The 18,976-nt window shown below is 44.1% G+C and carries 14 protein-coding genes; 4 read left to right on the top strand and 10 right to left on the bottom strand.

Going from position 1 to position 18,976, the window contains the following annotated elements; translation table 11 throughout:
* Positions 1 to 175: 175 nt before the first annotated feature.
* Positions 176 to 655 carry a ribosomal protein S18-alanine N-acetyltransferase gene (gene rimI / locus RCH20_RS11645; RefSeq protein ID WP_327193708.1) on the top strand — a complete coding sequence of 160 codons (480 nt, stop codon included), beginning with the start codon at positions 176 to 178 and terminating at the stop codon, positions 653 to 655.
* Positions 656 to 661: 6 nt separating this feature from the next.
* On the opposite strand, the gene RCH20_RS11640 is transcribed toward rimI, so the two are convergent.
* The 3 genes from RCH20_RS11640 to trxB all read right to left on the bottom strand — a co-directional run bounded on the left by RCH20_RS11640 (position 662) and on the right by trxB (position 3,047).
* The gene (locus tag RCH20_RS11640) at positions 662 to 1,099 is read right to left on the bottom strand and encodes a MerR family transcriptional regulator (RefSeq protein ID WP_327193707.1); all 438 of its coding nucleotides are present in this window, start codon (positions 1,097 to 1,099) and stop codon (positions 662 to 664) included.
* A gap of 88 nt (positions 1,100 to 1,187) precedes the next feature.
* A complete protein-coding gene (gene aat, locus RCH20_RS11635; protein WP_327193709.1) occupies positions 1,188 to 1,958 on the bottom strand; it encodes a leucyl/phenylalanyl-tRNA--protein transferase in 771 nt (256 codons plus the stop codon).
* Positions 1,959 to 2,027: 69 nt separating this feature from the next.
* Positions 2,028 to 3,047: a thioredoxin-disulfide reductase gene (trxB, locus tag RCH20_RS11630; RefSeq protein ID WP_209955293.1), complete on the bottom strand. Its 1,020-nt coding sequence runs from the start codon at positions 3,045 to 3,047 to the stop codon at positions 2,028 to 2,030.
* A 1,012-nt stretch (positions 3,048 to 4,059) separates the two neighbouring features.
* Between trxB and RCH20_RS11625 the strand changes: the two genes are divergently transcribed.
* Entirely contained in the window at positions 4,060 to 7,473 is a 3,414-nt protein-coding gene (locus RCH20_RS11625; RefSeq protein ID WP_327193706.1) for a DNA translocase FtsK 4TM domain-containing protein, read from the top strand.
* 222 nt (positions 7,474 to 7,695) lie between these two features.
* Positions 7,696 to 9,189, top strand: coding sequence for an amidase (locus RCH20_RS11620; protein WP_209955289.1), 1,494 nt, complete (start codon positions 7,696 to 7,698; stop codon positions 9,187 to 9,189).
* A 351-nt stretch (positions 9,190 to 9,540) separates the two neighbouring features.
* Here the strand turns inward: RCH20_RS11620 and RCH20_RS11615 are convergent, their stop codons facing one another.
* Positions 9,541 to 10,440 (bottom strand): DODA-type extradiol aromatic ring-opening family dioxygenase, encoded by a 900-nt coding sequence (locus tag RCH20_RS11615; protein ID WP_209955287.1) that lies wholly within the window; start codon positions 10,438 to 10,440, stop codon positions 9,541 to 9,543.
* A gap of 225 nt (positions 10,441 to 10,665) precedes the next feature.
* Positions 10,666 to 11,154, bottom strand: a complete 489-nt coding sequence (gene rlmH, locus RCH20_RS11610) for a 23S rRNA (pseudouridine(1915)-N(3))-methyltransferase RlmH (RefSeq protein WP_327193705.1) — start codon at positions 11,152 to 11,154, stop codon at positions 10,666 to 10,668.
* 323 nt (positions 11,155 to 11,477) lie between these two features.
* Here rlmH and RCH20_RS11605 point away from each other — a divergent pair, with 323 nt between their 5' ends.
* Complete coding sequence (locus RCH20_RS11605; protein ID WP_209955282.1) at positions 11,478 to 11,924, top strand: DUF2147 domain-containing protein; 447 nt, start codon at positions 11,478 to 11,480, stop codon at positions 11,922 to 11,924.
* Between the two features lie 359 nt (positions 11,925 to 12,283).
* Here RCH20_RS11605 and RCH20_RS11600 read toward each other — a convergent pair whose 3' ends face one another.
* The 5 genes from RCH20_RS11600 to RCH20_RS11580 form a co-directional block, all read right to left on the bottom strand.
* Positions 12,284 to 12,820, bottom strand: a complete 537-nt coding sequence (locus RCH20_RS11600) for a DUF421 domain-containing protein (protein WP_327193704.1) — start codon at positions 12,818 to 12,820, stop codon at positions 12,284 to 12,286.
* A gap of 213 nt (positions 12,821 to 13,033) precedes the next feature.
* The gene (locus RCH20_RS11595) at positions 13,034 to 13,522 is read right to left on the bottom strand and encodes an ABZJ_00895 family protein (protein WP_327193703.1); all 489 of its coding nucleotides are present in this window, start codon (positions 13,520 to 13,522) and stop codon (positions 13,034 to 13,036) included.
* 110 nt (positions 13,523 to 13,632) lie between these two features.
* Entirely contained in the window at positions 13,633 to 15,708 is a 2,076-nt protein-coding gene (locus tag RCH20_RS11590) for a D-alanyl-D-alanine carboxypeptidase/D-alanyl-D-alanine-endopeptidase (protein WP_327193702.1), read from the bottom strand.
* A gap of 287 nt (positions 15,709 to 15,995) precedes the next feature.
* Complete coding sequence (locus RCH20_RS11585; RefSeq protein ID WP_209955276.1) at positions 15,996 to 16,601, bottom strand: 3'-5' exonuclease; 606 nt, start codon at positions 16,599 to 16,601, stop codon at positions 15,996 to 15,998.
* A 123-nt stretch (positions 16,602 to 16,724) separates the two neighbouring features.
* Complete coding sequence (locus RCH20_RS11580) at positions 16,725 to 18,647, bottom strand: DUF294 nucleotidyltransferase-like domain-containing protein (protein WP_327193701.1); 1,923 nt, start codon at positions 18,645 to 18,647, stop codon at positions 16,725 to 16,727.
* Positions 18,648 to 18,976: the final 329 nt, after the last annotated feature.

Genomic DNA, 18,976 nt, shown 5'->3' with positions numbered 1-18,976 from the left:
GTGTGGTTGCTAACGTTAACGTTTAAGACTGAATGTAGTATTTAAACCGTTAGTCAAAAAGTCGCTCTCTTTATTGAGGGCGGCTTTTTTTATGGATGACGATAAGCGTTAGGGTGGTAATATAACTTATTGATAAAAATGAGCGGTGTTTAAAAAGAAAAATAAAGGAAGGATAATGCTAAGTATAAAAAAGCTATCAGACGATAGCGCTGAACGTCAGAAGAATATCCAAGCAGTGGCAGATATTGAAGTGGCTGTTCAGACGCAAGATGCCTGGACTTACCAGGCGCTTACTGACTTACTTACCCAAGACAGCATAAAACTAATCACCGCTACTGATTCAACTAATGATGAGGTCGTTGGTTACTGCCTATATCAGATAGTCTTTGAGCAAGCCGAAATACTGCGGATTGGTACCCATCCACAATCTCAGCGTCAGGGTATCGCCTCGCAACTATTTGCAGTGCTAAATAAAGCAATGGCAGCCAATGAAGTTGAGAGCCTGCTGCTAGAAGTCCGTGCGGACAATGCACCTGCGATAGCGCTATATAAAAAGCAGGGGTTTACGATTATCCATAGACGCAAAGGCTATTATCAACAGCTGCATCAGTTATCGGTAGATGCGTTGATTATGCAGCTTAGTTATATTGAGTAACTCTTTTTAAGAAGTTGGTGTCGTTTGCACTTTACAGTCCTCAATATTGTGCTTGTAGGTAGCGTCTGTTTTCATACGTTTCAGTACAGCAATACGCTCGGCGAGTAGCTCAACCATGAGGTTAATATTGGCCTGCTGTTTTTTAACCTGTTCAAGTTTTTGCTTAGTAACGGTTAGTTGATCATCGAGGTCAAGGTGGCCATCATAATAGTCATTAAGACTGTCTTTAATTTCAGTTAAAGTAAAACCAATGGTCTGTGCGCTTTTGATCAATTCAATACGCTCAATGCATTCGGGATGAAACTCGGTATACAAACGTGATCCTGCCTGACGCTTACGGGATTTTAGTAACCCCAACTGGTCATAATGGCGTACAGTGTCCTTGGTAGTATTGGCCTGCGATGCCAGCGCTCCAATCAGCAAAAATGACCTATCTAGTGCCATAGTAAAACCTTGTGAGCATGAAGAATAAGTTAATATTCAATAAAAAATTAAGAATTAAAACAATAAAATAGTGCGATAATCGCCCATTTTAAGACTCGTTTTTTTGTATTTGCCACGGTACTGGGGATTCTAGCATAGCAACTGCCCATGCTTGATGAGAGTCAGGTTGCCATGTTACCGAGCGATTGCCAATTAAGGTATCTAATTGGCTCAGAAAATCAGCTCGTGGCAGAGTTGTAGCACCCAAGCTGATCAAGTGCTCATTTGGTAACTGACAGTCGACCAGTGCGACATTACTTTGTGCGCATAAACGCATTAACCCCCAAAATGCTAGTTTTGAAGCATTTGAGGCGCGATGAAACATGGATTCGCCAAAATAGATACTGCCGATCTTGAGCCCGTACAAACCACCAATTAGCTGACCATCATCATCCCAAACTTCAACGCTATGGGCAAAGCCACGAGCATGTAGCTCGGTGTATGCTTCGATCATCTCATCATGAATCCAGGTATGCTCGCCCTCTGGTAACCCGTCACTGCGCGGCAAACTACAGGCATGTATAACGTCATCAAACGCTTGATTAAGGGTCAATTGCCAGCGCTCATGTTTGGCCTGGCGACGTAGTGATTTACTCGGCTTATAGTCAGTTGGCACCATGACACAGCGCGGCTCAGGGCACCACCAGGCAATAGGTTCATCTTCATTAAACCAGGGGAATAGCCCTTGAGCATAGGCCGAAATCAGAGTTTCGGGAGCCAGATCACCACCCACCGCTACCACACCGATACCATTAGGGTCGACGTCGGCAGGATTGGGGAAGTCATAACGCCCAAGACTTTTTAAGGTCTCAGGCGTCATATGATCTACATTAGTATGTTGACCATCAGTATCGATTAAAGAGTGGTCATTCTCAGCAGGATCATTCACTTAAGCTTCTTTGTCCGCAGTCAAAGTCGACGCGTAAGTATGATCTTGAGCATGGGTTTCACCGATGGCATCTAGATATTTTTCGGCATCAAGCGCTGCCATACAGCCAGTTCCTGATGAAGTGATCGCTTGACGGTAGACATGATCAGCCACGTCACCAGCAGCAAAGACGCCGTCAATACTGGTTTGGGTGGCATTACCGTTAAGACCGCTATTGACAATGATATAGCCATTTTTCATGTCTAGTTGGCCGCTGAACAGGTCGGTATTAGGCTTGTGTCCAATCGCGATAAAGACGCCAAACACATCTAGCTGCTTGGTGCTGCCATCGACAGTAGACTTAATCACCACGCCATTGACGCCCATATCATCACCGACTACTTCTTCGACGCTATGATTCCATTCGATTTTAATGTTGCCGTTTTTGGCTTTTTCGAATAGTTTGTCTTGGAGGATTTTTTCTGAGCGCAAGCTATCACGGCGATGTACTAAAGTGACTTCAGCTGCAATATTAGATAGGTATAGCGCTTCTTCAACGGCAGTATTACCACCACCGATAACCGCCACTTTTTGGTCTTTATAAAAGAAGCCATCACAAGTAGCACAAGCTGACACGCCTAGACCTTTGAATTTTTGTTCTGATTCTAGTCCCAAATACTGGGCAGAGGCACCGGTTGAGATAATCAATGCGTCGCAAGTATAGCTGCCATTGTTGCCCTCCAATTTAAAGGGACGCTCGCTAAGATCTACCGTGTTGACATGGTCATAGACCAATTCGGTACCAAAACGCTCGGCATGGGCTTTCATACGATCCATTAACGCAGGACCCGTTAAGTCATGAGCATCGCCTGGCCAGTTATCAACTTCGGTCGTGGTGGTTAGCTGTCCACCTACTTCTAAACCGGTGACCATAACGGGCTTTAGGTTCGCACGTGCCGCATAGACGGCGGCGGAATAGCCGGCAGGGCCTGAGCCTAAAATAATCAGTTTTTCGTGGCGAGTAGGGTTAGCAGTTGTCATGGATGTTCCTTACTAAATATGAAAATTAAAAGTATAAATATAAAATGTAATGAAAAATAATCATTAAAAGTTGGTGCTAATATGTTTTTCTAATGGCTGAGTGATACTAACATAAGGCCATTCAGTAGAAAGCGCAAGTTTGCTAAAATAAACATGGATATCATTAGAATCAAAGCATATTAATTATTGATATAATATCGAATGCATGACTGTCATCTGCAAATACTGCCTTTTTCAAGCGGACTTTTTTGAACGAATAGCATTATATTCTTGCTGTTATTGTTTGCTGGCCTATCCGTTTACCTGCAAATTTGCCTGCTGACTAAATTTTTGTCTTCTTTATTAATAACAGGGTCGCCACCTAAGCTATGTATTTGTTATTATAAGAAGTTATGCTAAATGTAATGAGCATCGGGATGGGATTATTCGCTATCGATAGCATTGACGCAAATAAGTAATCCATACAGTCAATTTGATTTAAAAACGATACAGTAGCACGCTGACACAAGGGCATCTATTTTATTTTAAACTGGCTATAGTCATTAACGAACACCTTATAGAACCAACAGCTTATAGAACGAATACTCTATAAGCTGTCATTATTTGAATCGCAATTATCTTTTAGCGCATCTTTTAGTACATAGCGCACTTTTTAGCACATCTTGTTATCTAATAAAATACCTAGCAGATGACTATTAGCTGCGAAGTGCTAAGGATGTATAGCTGCGAAGTGCTAAGAACGTATTTTACGTCATAAGCGACATCCTAGGTACCCTTTATTGGTACCGCATTGGTACTGCATCGGTACTGCATCGGTACTGCATTGGTACTGCATTGGTACTGCATTACTGGTGCATTGGTACTACCATAATAGGCCAGCAGCTATGCCATAATAGACAGGGTAATAATAGCCTGTTCGCTACCCAAATTTAAATGAGCACTTTATGTCAGCATGGTTAGGTTTAATCATGAGTTGGCGATAATTTAGTATTAATAACAAGGCAGATCCTACGTGATATCAGCAGCACTTATTGAGTATTTAAAAAAAGGCATATTCACCCTTCTTGGGCTAATAGTGGCAGTTTATCTGTTCATTATTTTACTGACCTATACCGGTAATGATCCCAGCTGGTCGCATATCAGTAGCGACATGAACACCATTAATAATATGGGTGGCGCGATGGGTGCTTGGTTATCTGACTTGCTTTATAGCTTTTTTGGTTTTGGCGCATGGTGGCTGCTGGCATTTATAGTGTACGAATCCATCTTAATTTGGTGGGATAATAAATCGACGTTTTGGCTATTACGGTTAATCGCCTATGTGTTTTTAATATTAAGTGCCAGTGCCTTATTTGCCCAATTAGTCGCCTTAATTCAGCAAGTATCAGATCCGGCAGCAGTTGGGCTTAAAGGGCTTGCTGGTGGTATCATTGGGCTTGAATTACAGGTACGTTTGGTTCAGCTGTTATCACAGTGGGGTAGCGTGGCATTTTTGACAGTATTCGTCATTATTACCGCGACCTTTGCGTTTAATATCCATTGGCTTATTCTTTATCATAAGCTCACCAACTTAGCCTGGTTCGGTTCTGGTGTTAGGAGTGAGCATACGGAACCGTCTACTGCGGTAGCAGATAACGGCCTACACCAAACCACTCAAACTCTTGTTGCCGCTAAAGAGTCAACCAGCAAGAAGGCCAAGCAAGGGCAGCCAGACTATGGCCAGTTGCCCCTTGAGCTACAATCTACTTCGAGTACTCATGGCGTTAACGGTAATCCAGTAGCAGAGAATAGTGGTCGTTTCGGTAATGCATTGACCGATTTTTTAGCCAAATCAGGACTTGGTGCCAGCGTTAAAGCCTCTATAGCGGCGGCTGCGGCAAAAAATGCTATGAACGACGGTTTACAAACAGCAGGAGCCACACCCAGCTCCTATGCTAGCCATCCCGGCAACAACAGCCACGGATCAGCGACTGCCTTTAATCAAGCCACAACTGTAATACGCAAAGTGGAACCTAGCTTTGCATGGAATGATGCGGGTACCGTTGAAGAGTTATTAGCAAATAAGCCAGTTATTACTGAGCAACATATACCTGCTTCTAATAATCCTATGGCTGCTTCAAACATTGATTTTTCAAATACAGACTCACCTCCAGAATTATCTACACCTGCAGAGGCGCACGTCGCTTCCTTCACTATCGACGTAGACACTTCTGACTCAGAAGAGAATTTTGTTCAAAAAACACCTGATCAAGCGGGCTCTCATAGCGCTGCCGATGCTGATGCTGATGCTGAAAATAATGAACCACATGCCCTGACTTCCAAGGTTAATATATTGGCAGACGCTTGGTTAGCAGAGCATATCGCAGTTCCAGCTTCCGTACTAACACTATCAGAAAGTACAGAATTAGCAGACCAACAATATAGCTCGACCGCGCAACCAGGCTTAGACAAGCCATCAAACTCAGCTGACGACTCAACTACTGGCTTTGCTAATAATGAAAGTCCTGATAATGATGAAAGCTCTGCCAATAATAAAGGCTCTGAGTTATCAAATGCTTTTGAATCATCAATAGTGCCCGAAACTGCAGATATTTCTACCGTAGCAAGTAGTATTCAGTCACATCAGCAAGAGCCAAGCGCCGTAGCTGATGTGACCTCAACCAATACGCCACCTACTAATCCAAAAGCTACTCCAACGATGGCTACCGCTGGTTCAGTCAAAACTGCTGAGCAAAGCACCAGTGTTGAGACCGTAGTAGATCCTAAGCCGACCTTTAAATTTTTGGTGGCAGATGGCGACTCGAGTAATCACATCACTGACATGATGCCAGAGCATGATAGGTCTGCTGACGATGATTTGGACACACCCGTCATGCCTGAAATTCATGACGATGCTGCTTTTTCTCAGCGTTCACGGTCGATGCAAACGGCCAAATATCGTGACAGCCTGTCGGCCATTCCAGCGGTATCTATCCTCGATAAGCCAGATCCTAATCGCCAGCCCAGCTATACTTTAGCGGAGCTTGAGCAGTTGTCAGAACTGTTGGAAATTAAACTGCAAGAGTTCAATGTCAAAGCGCAAGTAGTGAATGCGATACCGGGGCCGGTGGTCACGCGCTTTGAGGTAGAGCTTGCCGCAGGTGTAAAAGCCAGTAAGGTGACTGGTATTTCGCGTGATTTGGCACGCTCATTATCAATGGCGTCTTTGCGGGTGGTCGAAGTCATTCCGGGTAAACCCTATATTGGTATTGAAGTACCTAATAAACAGCGTGAAATGGTACGCTTAATTGAGTTGCTTGATACCGAAAAGTTTAACGACCCCAAAGCGCAAATCAGTATGGCAATGGGCAAGGATATCGGTGGTAAGCCGATTATTACTGACCTTGCGCGCGCGCCACATATGTTGGTCGCCGGTACCACAGGTTCCGGTAAATCAGTATTGGTCAACGCTATGCTGCTGTCGATGCTGCTTAAATATACGCCTAGTGAGCTGAGACTTATCTTAATCGACCCTAAGCAGCTTGAGCTTGCCAACTATAATGATATTCCGCATCTATTGACGCCAGTCGTGACTGATATGACGGAAGCGGCCAGTAGCTTGTCATGGTGTGTGGCAGAAATGGAACGCCGCTATCAGCTTATGAGCTTACTTAAAGTCCGTAAACTAGATGAGTTTAACAAAAAAGTCCGCGCTGCTGAAAAAGCAGGCAATCCGATGTTAGATCCATTATGGCGACCCAACGATAATGTCAGCATCAGCCAAGCACCTAAGCTTAAAACCTTACCAATGATTGTCATTGTCGCTGATGAATTTGCCGATATGATCATGCAGGTGGGCAAGCAGGCAGAAGAGTTAATCACCCGACTGGCACAAAAATCTCGGGCGGCAGGCATTCACTTGATATTGGCCACCCAGCGGCCATCAGTAGATGTCATCACCGGCTTAATTAAGGCCAACATTCCGGTACGTGCCGCTCTGCGAGTCAACTCTAAAGTAGATTCGCGAACCATCTTGGATAGTGGCGGTGCTGAGGACATGCTCGGTAATGGTGATATGCTATTCTTAGGGCCAGGGCAAATTGAACCGGACCGCGTCCATGGCGCTTATGTTAGCGATGAAGAGGTCAACAGTATCTGTGATGCCTGGCGTGAACGCGGCGCACCTGATTATATTGATAATATGGCAGGCAACTTTGAGCTGTCCAGTTCTGGCGGTGGTAGTACTGGTAGTCCATCGGGTGAAGATGATGATCTTTACAATGATGCGGTTGGCTTTATCATGGAAACTCGTAAGGTTTCTGCTTCTAGTATCCAGCGCAAGTTTAGTATTGGTTATAACCGAGCTGCACGTATTGTTGATTCGATGGAAGAGGCGGGACTGGTCAGCTCTATGGGTAAAAGTGGTAAGCGTGAGCTATTGATGTAAAAACTAATACTACTGATCGTGTAAATATGAGGCGAGTTACGAGAGTAGTTCGCCTTTTTTGATCCAAAATTAGTCTTACAAAACATTAAAATCAAGAGCGAGAAGTACAATATTTTCGATATAAGTCATTCTACTGACTGGTCATTATCCTTCTTGTGCCTATTGCCTTTTGTTTTAACGCGCTATACTCAGTCAACACTTATATACCAAGGAAGGTCAGACATGTTTAAAGAATATAACCAATATGATGCGTTAGGATTGGCAGCATTAGTAAACTCCAAGCAAGTAAGTGCCAAAGAGTTGCTGGATGCGGCGGTTGATACTGCTAACAGACTTAACCCAAAACTCAACGCCATCATTCATCGTTTTGATGAGCGCGCCTATCATGCAGCGCAAGCAGAATTGCCCGCAGGGGCTTTCACTGGTGTGCCTTATTTGCTCAAAGACTTATCGTTTGATTTTGCTGATGAGCCGCTCACTATGGGCAGTCGCAGCGTCAACATTGTGACCAAGCATGATAGTGAAATTGTTAAACGTATGAAAGCGACCGGGGTCAATACCTTTGGCAAAACCAATACTCCTGAGTTTGGTTTGATCATTACTACCGAACCCAAAGCACACGGTGTTGCCCACAATCCTTTTAAAGAAGGTTATAGCACTGGCGGTTCATCAGGTGGAAGTTCAGCAGCAGTGGCTAGCGGTATTGTTCCTATGGCGGGTGCAGGTGATGGTGGTGGTTCGATACGCTTCCCTGCGGCATGGTGTGGTACATTTGGGCTCAAGCCAAGTCGAGGTCGCAATCCACAAGGTCCATCAATCAGCGAAGGTTGGGATGGCGCTAACGCCGATCATGTTATCACTCGTAGCGTTCGTGACAGTGCCGCGATGCTCGATGCGACCAGCGGTGCCGAAATCGGCTCACCTTACATTATCGCACCGCCTGATGGCACATTTTTGCAGGCGGCTATGCGTGCGCCAAGGCCTTTAACCATTGCTTTACATCAACAGCCATTAGTGGCTAATACTGTAGTGGATAAAGAGGTCTTAGCGGTACTTGAACAGACTGTTGCCCAGTTAGAGTCAATGGGCCATCGGGTCATTCCTGCTGAGCCTAATATTAATATTGACAAGTTTTGGCATGATTTTTTGGTGGTGGTTTGCGCGCATACGGCTTTCACTATTGATAATATTGAAAACTGTTTTGGGGCGGAGCACATAAAAAATCTTGAACCACAAACTTATAATATGGCGATGCTGGGACGTTCATTATCAGCGGTAGATTTGGTCCATGCCAAACACGGCTGGCATGAAAGCCAATATCAAACTGGTAAGCTGCTAACGGAATACGATATGATTCTGAGTCCGACTGTGCCAACAGCTGCAGTAAAACATGGCATATTGCCACCAAGTCGTATGGATGAGATGCTGATGCGCAGCGCTGGCGTGCTCAATAAAGGCTTTAATATGGGTAAATTTGCCTTTAGCTCGGGCATGATCGAGAAGCTAAGCGCACCAGTATTAGGTAAAATGGGTTTTACTATATTAGGTAATATTACTGGACTACCTGCTATGTCATTGCCATTAGGAATGAGCAAAAAAGGTTTGCCTATTGGTATGCAATTAATTGGCCGTATGAACGATGAGGCCACGTTATTGAGTGTCGCAGGAGAGATGGAACGCGCAGGCCTGTTTACTAAACCCGCTTTTGAATTGTAATACTTCTCTCAAAAACAGCTTAACTTTATAAGTACTCAGTACAGTTATTCTACTTCAAAAAGATGCTGTACGGTGTCGCTATTTCCAGAACCCTGGGAGTAGCAACGCCGTATATAGTTAAAATACCTTAAAAACACTACGGTACTGCTGGTATACGCTTTTTGCAGCCTCTGTCTGCTTAGGCACAGTAAGCAAGAAAAAATTATGCCAGTAGTAGGTTATGTATCGATACTACTTTTCATTGATTATAGTAGATGAGAAGAGTGTTCTTACAGATATGAGTTTTGAGCATACGGTTTTAATAACCGGGTGTATGTTGTTTAGTACTGGCTATTAAGCTCAAAAAACCCATCAGTCAAAGCGATAAATATCCATACCAAGGCTATGATGCGTCATGCTTTCATGGACCACAGAGACTCGCTGCCCAGCACCCAACGCAAAAAACAATGGCAATAAGTGTTCGTCACTGGGATGGATATTACGAAAGTTAGGATACTGCTGCCAGTCCAACGCGGTAGGAACATCAGTTTTGAGCTGTTGAAGTAGCCATAATTTAAAATCTTTAGCCGCATAATCGACACTTTCAGATTGCCAGCGTAACGCTTGTAGGTTATGAGTGATGTTTCCTGAGCCAATAATCATTATTTGCTGACTACGCAAGTGCGCCAGCTGCGCGCCTAATTGATAACAGGCGACGCTGTCGTAATGCTGTGGTAAGGAGATTTGAATGATAGGGACATCGGCTTGTGGATACAGATGCCGCAGTGGCGACCATACGCCATGATCACACACACGTATTGGATTGACACTACAGGCAATACCGCGTCCACTCAGCTGCTGAGCGAGGGATTCGGCAAGCGGCGCATTACCTGCTGCTGGATATTCTAACTGATATAGTTCAGGGTCGAAGCCCGAAAAATCATGCCAGGTCTTGGGCTTAGGATTGCTACTGATTTCAAGTTTAGAAGATAGCCAGTGTGCAGACATAATGATAATCGCACGCGGCTTGGGTAAGTTCTGTCCCATACGGGCTAATGCACTAGTGGTTGCTGATTGTTCAATCGCAAGGGTTGGCGCACCGTGAGAAATAAACAACGCTGGCAAGCGTGCCGCATTTGTCAGTCCAGCAGGCGCGTCCGACCAAGCAACGGCCCCAGTGATAGGCGTCGTTGTGTCGGCAGCATTGCGATTATAATCGCGATATTGACTAGGATTAGATACATTGGAATTAGCAAATTTTGGATAGCTCATGTTCAGTCTATTAGGGCGTGCGCCAATTTTTCAATCTATTTTACTATTACTATTTGATTGCTAATGAGGTTTTATGGACTGCTCAAAAATAGGGAGTTAAATATAAAACTGATATCTGGCTGCCGATTAAAAATTTTAGCTGAATTATTACAGCGGATTCGTTAGTTGGTCTGCCACCATAATCGTCTGCTCGTTGGTTTTATACGTAGTGGATCTCATACATTGTTAATTGCCGCGATGATAAGGGTGGTTATTATTAAGACTCATGGCTCGATACAATTGTTCCATCAGCACCACGCGCACTAGAGGGTGGGGTAGTGTCAGTGCTGACAACGACCATTTTATATCGGCCTGTGCCAATACGTCTTGTGATACCCCATCTGCGCCCCCGATGACCAGTGCAATGTCATCGCCTTGCTGCATTGCATCAGTCAGTTTACCTGCCAAGTCTTCCGTTGACAGCATCTTACCTTTGACATCCAACACCCATAGCTGTTCCCGTCCAGCAGTAGCATGGGCGGCCAATATAGTTTGACCCTCTAGTTCACAGTATTGCGCTACATTAGCATCAGAAGGGTTTTTGGCGCGTTTAGCAGCTGTAAGTTCAACGATTTCAGTGCTCAGCATGGGTTGAATACGTTTGTAATATTCATCAACGCCCTCTTGGACCCAACGGGGCATTTTAGTACCAACGGTCAAAATTCTTGCTTTCATATAGTATTGCTCACCTAATAGTGTCACTTATCTAACAGTTGGTATAATTTTGGTACAATCAGAGTGATATCAAGGTCACTCGATACCAGTAAATATCGTTGAAAACTTTAACACATCCATGGCAGGGAGCGACTTTATATTGAAAGTATAACCGATCGCCATCGAGCTTGATTCTATAACAGTATTTTTTTAGTGAAATATATACTTTACTACTAGACGTATGTGTGGTTTACTACCTTTTAACTGAACGATTGTCTAATGATATTTAAGTATTCATTGGGATATTGTTTTAGATATTCTACTACTTGCGAAAGGAATCGTTTATGAATCGCATTATATCTGGTCTATTAGCCGTCGGCGTAACTACCTTATTATCTACTGCTGCGCTAGCCGCCTCACTTAGTGACACCAAGTGGCAAACTGTAGATGATAAAACTGGTGAGAAAAAAGCCATTGTTTTACTATCAGAAAATAGCGGACAAATATCTGGCAAGATAGTTAAAATCTTTGATCCTGCAGATGCTAAAGAAATGTGTACTCTCTGCTCTGGATCACTCAAGGATCAACCGGTTTTAGGGCTGAAATTCTTGACAGGTTTTAAAACTAGTGGCGGCAATGTATGGACGGATGGCACAGTCATAGACCCTGAAAATGGCAAAACTTATTCAGGTAAAATGACCTTAAGTGATAATGGACAGAGTCTCGAGCTTCGCGGCTATGTTGGTTTGCCTATGTTCGGTCGTACACAGACATGGAGCCGCATAAAATAGTGTTATAGTTTCTAGCTAATTAAATAATAGTTTAAAAAAGGACAGTCAGGCTTATGCCACTGTCCTTTTTTATGGGCTTCATTATCATTATAAAAACTATAGCTCTTAGATCACCACCTGAATTTATCCTCACTTTTTCCTTATGTTAGTCATCAAGGCTAGTAATTAGGGCTAGTAATTAGGGCTAGTAATCAAGATTTGATCACTAAGTTAACGGCAGAGTAGAGGCATATCCATGATTATCTATTCGTTGTTACTAAGATCCAAGAGGCATCCAACACTCTCAAAGTCAATTGGAGTGCTATAAACACCTTCATCTCAACGAGTTTGAATTTCAGTAAGACTCGGTTTCAATGAATCTAGGTCAAGTTGGCAATAGTCTCAGAAACTTGAACCTCGCCGTCAGCCAGTGCAGAAGATTTGGACTTGGATATGACCGTGAGTTTTGCATCGGACTCAAAGACTATGGCCTCAATATCACTTAAGCTATGGATGCCTTCCGAGCGCATCGCACAATCAAGCTCTTGGCGGGTCAGACGCTCAGCTTGCATGGCCTCAGGTAAATACTGACCCTGATAAAATACAATGCGTGGCTCAGACAAAATAACGCTGCTGAACTGTGGTGAAATAGCAGCGTATTTAGTTACTAAAAACTGTAATAAATACAGCACTATGATGGCAGCACCACCTTCTATAAAAGGTATGTTTTCGAGCAAAATAGTACTGGCGCCTAAGGAGCCAATCATCACCGTGACGATCCAATCAAAGTTATTGAGTTGGGATGTGGAGCGTTTGCCTGAAACCTTAGTGATCAACACGATTAAGACATATACCATAGCTGCGGTAAGTACAATTCGTCCAAGCTTGTCTATACTGTCAAAAAGTAGCATATCCATATTACTTTACTCCTAATAGTGAGACAAATAGCGATAATGTCGGGTAGCTTATACCTCAACAACACAGCCCTTTAATTTAGCGTAACCAATTTACTCAATAATAGTATAAAAATTTTGTAGCGCGTTATAGTGGCTTGCCTAATTAGTCGCTCGACCCATAAAAATTTAGGTGAAACATAGAGCGACTATCCTAACTGCCTGGCGTCATGGTTTTTATTTAGGGGCAAGTAAGCGATTAAATACCCAAACACCTATACGAGCACTGACCAAAGTGAGTAGTAATATCATTACTAAGGCGCTAAGCAAAGGTAGGGGCTGCTGAGCGGTCATCTCAATCAATACTTCACGATCGATAGCATCGAACAGTAATAGCCATAGACTAAAGAAATAAATAATGGTGGCGAGCCAGACTGCCCCGATACTGCCTACTGTTAAACGATTAATTTCGCTGGTGGTCAGCGCACGCTGGTGATGCTTAATAAATTTATTTACCGCAATATAAGCCCCAATTAAGACCGATAGTACGGTGACCAGTTGTGAGCTAATGGTTACTTTGCTTTGAATCATCATGAAAACCGCGCTTGAGAGCACATAGCCAATCGCAAAAAATCCTACGTATTGCACCAACCTGGTCTTTTCAAGTTGTCCAGAGTGGTTTGGTTGAACCTGGCGCTTACTAAGGGTGGGCCTGTTGCTTGACATATACTTGCCTATATTAGAATCAAAACTATTATTTAATTAACAGGGTAACACTTGGTTCTTAAGAGCTACCTGTCACGGCTGTCATGCTGCTAAAGCTTTCTTAGTCGCCATCAGTGCTGAGCAGTCCAGTCCAACATGATGTCCAATACCGGTCTGGCAGCATAAGGGTTTAACGCTTCTTTGGTATTAATCAATCCTACCACAGTATAGTCTTGGCCTGACTGCCCTTTGACATAACCTGCCATTGCCGTGACATTATTCAAAGTGCCCGTCTTGATCCATGCCCGTCCAATAGCGGCCGAATCTGGTAAGCGCTCGCTATGATGCAAAATAGTGCCACTCACACCAGCGACGCCTAATGAATCAACATAGGCAGCAAAGCTTGGCTGGTGATACGCGTAAGCTAACAGCTCGTCCAAGTTAGCAGCGGTAACGGTACACTCTCGGCATAGCCCAGAACCATTGGTCAGATAGGGTGGCGGCGTGATCAGATGTGTTTGCCACCAGTCATTAATAGTTTGTAGTGCTTGAGGATAGCTGGTAGCGACGGGGCTACCGAACTGATATAAGCTGGTGGCAGCGCTGCTGGTAGGTTGCAATATAGCGTTATTGATAGATTGCACTGTAGAAGCCGCTAAATTTTGCTGATCTTGATTGCCTTTGTCGTATGCCCCTAATGATAGCGTTACTTGTTCGGCCATAACATTATTTGAGAAATGATTGATATCATATATCTGCTGAGTAAGCGTCAGCGATGGATAGCTGACGATCGGTAACGGTGACAGTGGCAATGCTGCTAAACCGCGTCTGGCTTGAGCACCTAGAGCAGGTTTATAAACGGTCTCTTGGGTCAGCACTTGACCGCTAAGCGTATTGCCCAGCTGCTGCCATTTTTTGGCAACCACGCGGGCGGCAAAGTCTTTAGCGTCAGGATAAGTCACATAAAATATATGCTCACCGCAGCTATCGGGTAGCTTGGCATTGAGGCTTAATTTATTCGTTTGCCATTGCGGCGCCAAACTATAACTTGCTTGAGAACAAGCGGCGGGTCGTGTGTCTATCAGCTTGGGTAGCTGATAGTTTGCCAGTTCAGGGGTATATTTGAGTTGTGCTTGGCCATTACCTAGCGGATAACTGTGAATACCCATACTGCCAAAGTTAACCAAAAATCCGTCAGGACTGGCGTTATAAGGTCGTAGTGGGGCGTTGTCAAAAGCCGCAGGATCCTTGCTGATATTTTTAAAGATAGCGCTATCAATAATGAGGTTACCATCAATATGATGAATACCTACTTTTTGTACTTGATATAAGAGTTGTTGCAGGCGCTCGTGAGTCATCTTTGGATCACCGCTACCTTGAATAATGAGGTCGCCATACAAACGATTACCAATTACCATGCCAGTATGATAAACCCGTGTCAGCCAAACAAAGTCAGCACCCAAGGTATCAAGAGCAATAAAGCTAGGAATGAGCTTCATAGTGCTGGCAGGCGCGCGCGCGATATTGGGTTGGTGGCTCAGCAAGGGAGCTAATATAGCTTTAGTGGCTATTGATTCATTATTAATAGTAGCAGAGTCATCACTAATGCCCTGATTCGTTGGCAGGATGGATGGCTCACTATTGAGGCTTTGGTGGGTATAAGGGTCGTCGGTATAAGCGTTTCGCTGGCGTTCTTTTCGTTGAATGACCTGTTTCTCAATAATAATAAGTGTGGTCTGGCTGTTTATACTTTTATTGACGTTAACGTTCTTAGAAGGATTTTGATCTGCAGTGCTAGCATTGGTAGTTGTCATTAGTTTAGGTTCAGTACTGATATTATTGGGGCTAGCACTGTCAATACGAGTATCAAGAACACGTGAACTATCAATAACCTGAATCGGCAGTGGCAAGCGACTGGCCTGTTTCTCGCCGACTGGCGTTATTATGATACTGATATCATCTGGTGTTAACTCTGCTCGAGTAAGTGCTGTTTGAATGGCCTCTGGTAATATGGCTTGAGCGCTCAAAGGTATTAAGACCATGCACGCACCAAGCAATGTACAGACTGCAGTTGGCCTTGCTGAGGGCATAAAGGCCTTATTAAATAGCCGCAGTTTTACTGGAAAGAATACAGTGTCATTGATAAATGGGCGATGATGGCGGGATTGATGGAAGGACTGATGGCAGGACTGAAAGAGGGTACGCATGAGCAATCTATTGTCAGGTGGCAAAAACCGCCTATGTTAACATGAGTTGCTAAATTGGCGCAGCGACGCCACAAAACTCATATAACAAAAGTATAGTTAATGAAACGTAATATCGATATATAACGTACTGCTGGCATAAGTTTTTCTTGCTTGCTGTGCCTACGCAGACAGAGGCTGCAAAAAGCTTATACCAGCAGTACTGTAGCGTTTTTAAGATATTTTAACTATAGATGCCTGTTTTTAAAAGTTTGCCGCGAGCGTGCAAAAGTAGCCACCATCAACCACCATCAGCGTATGTGTAAAAATGCCATGGCAGTCATTACCGCATCGTTATAGGCATCATGAGTTCCTAATTGAGGAATATTATAATGGGCCAGAATCTTGTTCAAATGCTGCGACTGATTAGGGATATCTTGAGTATGACCGCCCCTCCGCCGACTGTATAGTTGGCGCACATCAATCACTTCATTAGGTAGGGCAGTGCCCATATAATGCTTCACCAATGGATTTAAAAATCTGGTATCTATCTGCGGGCAAAATCCTACTATGGGTCTATTATCAATAAAGGGTAGCAGTAGCGCGAGCATCTCATCATAGCTGATACCGATCTCAACATCCGCGCTGCGTAGTCCATGAATAACGATAGTATCGCGATTAGGCATAACTGGTGGGCGACAGACCAGATGCAGGCCATTACCCGTATCAATAGTATCGCCATTAATATGGATAGCAGCTACTGATAGTAAATGGTGCTTTTTGGGGTTAAGTCCAGTCATCTCGCAGTCAATAGCGACCCAGCACTCAGCTACGGGCGGCGCAAACATAGATGCCAGTTCTGGTCGTTGTAGCTGTGTTTTTTGCCATGAAGTCATTAACTGCTTAAGCCAGCTCATAGCCTTTCCAAATCCGTAAAATATAAGCCATAACACATAAGTTAACCCCTCTATTCTATCTTTAGCTGTCTATCTTATTTCTAATTGCTATTCTATCTCTAATTGCTATCCTATCTCTAACTACTATCCTATCTCTAACTGATAGTGCCGACGCAGCTGGTTCTTGAAGCTTTTGACCACCGCTAGACACTCTTTTAAGACGTCACGCTCAAGTGCTGACAAGGTGGTTGGATCAATTTGCCGCGCATACTTATCATCTGTGGCTAAGGCGACTGCCAAACGTTGTGCCATAAAAAACTCTAATGCCTCACCCAGGTTATCTGCGCGCTCTTGCGTCAATGCGCCGGCTTGTACCAATGCTTTTAGTCGGTCTCTGGAGCTTGGGACCTGTAAAATATCATGCTCTAACGCCAGCGTACGAATACCGTGTACCAGTGGGAACAGCCCAGACTTTTTGAGATCAATATCGTGTGAGCTGGATCTGCCAAGGAGAGGGGCAAACTTTTGCCACCATTGATTGACTTCGCCAAACTGTAAGGCGGCACGAACAAACTGCCGTACGAACATACCATCTGCTTGGCGATGTGCCACTTTTAAATGCTCGCGTACTTGGGTCAGTAATGACTCATCACCGCAAACGTAATCACCGTCTAGTATCGCAGACAAATAAATACCATGCATCGGATCGGTATTCTTAAACCATAAGCTAATTTGGGTTTTAAAAGTCTTGAGTGGTTGTCGCCACATGGGGTTGGTCATCATAATATTGCCATCACATAGTGGATAGCCAAGCTTTGCCAATTGATTGTTAAAGGCGTCAGCAAACTGCGCCAACTCAGGATGCGAATAGTCATCGCGGATAATAAGCGCATTATCTTGATCTGTGCGCATGATCTGCTCGCCGCGGCCTTCTGAGCCCATTACAATTACGCAAGTATTTTGCATAACGTCATCAGGGACAATCAATTGCCATAGCTTGGTAAACACCTGCGCGTTAAGGGTCTGTACCATCCGGCTGACGATACCAATTTTGACCCCGTTTTGCTGCTGCGCTCGAATATAGCGTCCAATCAGCTCGACAGCTGTATCCAAACTGTCTAAATCTTTGGCTTGTTCAATTTCGATACTGATCAGCTGGGAATGATGGCCGAGATGAGCGAGCATGTCACTTTGACCCAACACGCCTGCTACATTGCCATTAGCATCAATCACCGGCAAGCGGTGAATACGGTAGCGGGTCATAGTCAATAGCGCATCGCCAATCTCATCATCAGCATCGATAGTGCGTAGATTAAAGTTAGCATAGCGTTGACATAAAGTGGTAGCAGGATTTTGCTGATCACTGACGGCGCGGCAAATATCAGTGTCAGTTAAAATTCCTAACGTACGGTCTGAGCTGTTTACGTTTTCTAAATGACCTGATGGTCTTACTAGCACATGTTTAAGCCCTGCCTCAGTCATGATACGCGCTGCTTGATATAAGCTGCTATCTGCATCAACAATATGTACCGGTAATAAAATAACATCGGTTATGGGCCGTAACATGATTTGCTGGATTTCTTGCTGCGCAGTATAACTGGTAGCGGCAGCGCCTATTCCTTGGGCACTGCGCCGCTGTTGCAAGGCTTTTAAGCGTTCAGGAAGCTTATCTGATAACAGTTGACGCACCAGATGGTTTTGCGCACTAATCCTATCAATCGCTGCCCCATCAATTTGTAGCAGCAAGGTGTCTTCGGCAGCACGGAACTGATAGTGCTGCGTATTGTCACTCTCTTGGGCATGTGATTCAGGGGTGCGGCGACTGTCAAACCAGTCATTGCTATTAATATGATCGGAGTGATTACTGCCCAAGTAGGTAGCCACAAACTCGCCACCCAGACTTTTCTCAATCTGTCCTTTTAGTACGACAAAAAAGTACTGCAAATCGTCAGCGAGTAAGATTTCATCTTCGGCAAGATAGCGGACTTGGGTGTTTTTTTTAAGACTTTGGCGCTCAGCTGGGCTTAAAACGTCAAAGGGAGGCTGGGTAAAATCAAGATGGGGCATGGCATCATCCTTGATGGCACGTTTAGTAAGAACGGCTTGGCAGGTGGCAGATATAGTCAATGAAAAGTAATATCGATACATAACCTACTGCTGGCATAAGTTTTTCTTGCTTGCTGTGCCTATGCAGACAGAGGCTACAAAAGCTTATATCAGCAGTACCGTCGCGTTTTTAAGGTACTTTAACTATAGCACTATCTTTTACTATAGCACTATCTTGCCACTTATCCCTGATAACATTGATATTATCAGGGATTCTTTTAAATCTTTAACATCGCAAATTTTTAGGCTTTTATTCCCTTGGCCTTTAAGCGGCTAACAATGCTAAATTT

It is taken from the genome of Psychrobacter sp. PL15 (genome assembly GCF_035984995.1).
Lineage (GTDB): Bacteria > Pseudomonadota > Gammaproteobacteria > Pseudomonadales > Moraxellaceae > Psychrobacter.
The sequence above is the reverse complement of the archived record's forward strand: the minus strand, read 5'-3'. Positions and strand labels throughout refer to the sequence as shown.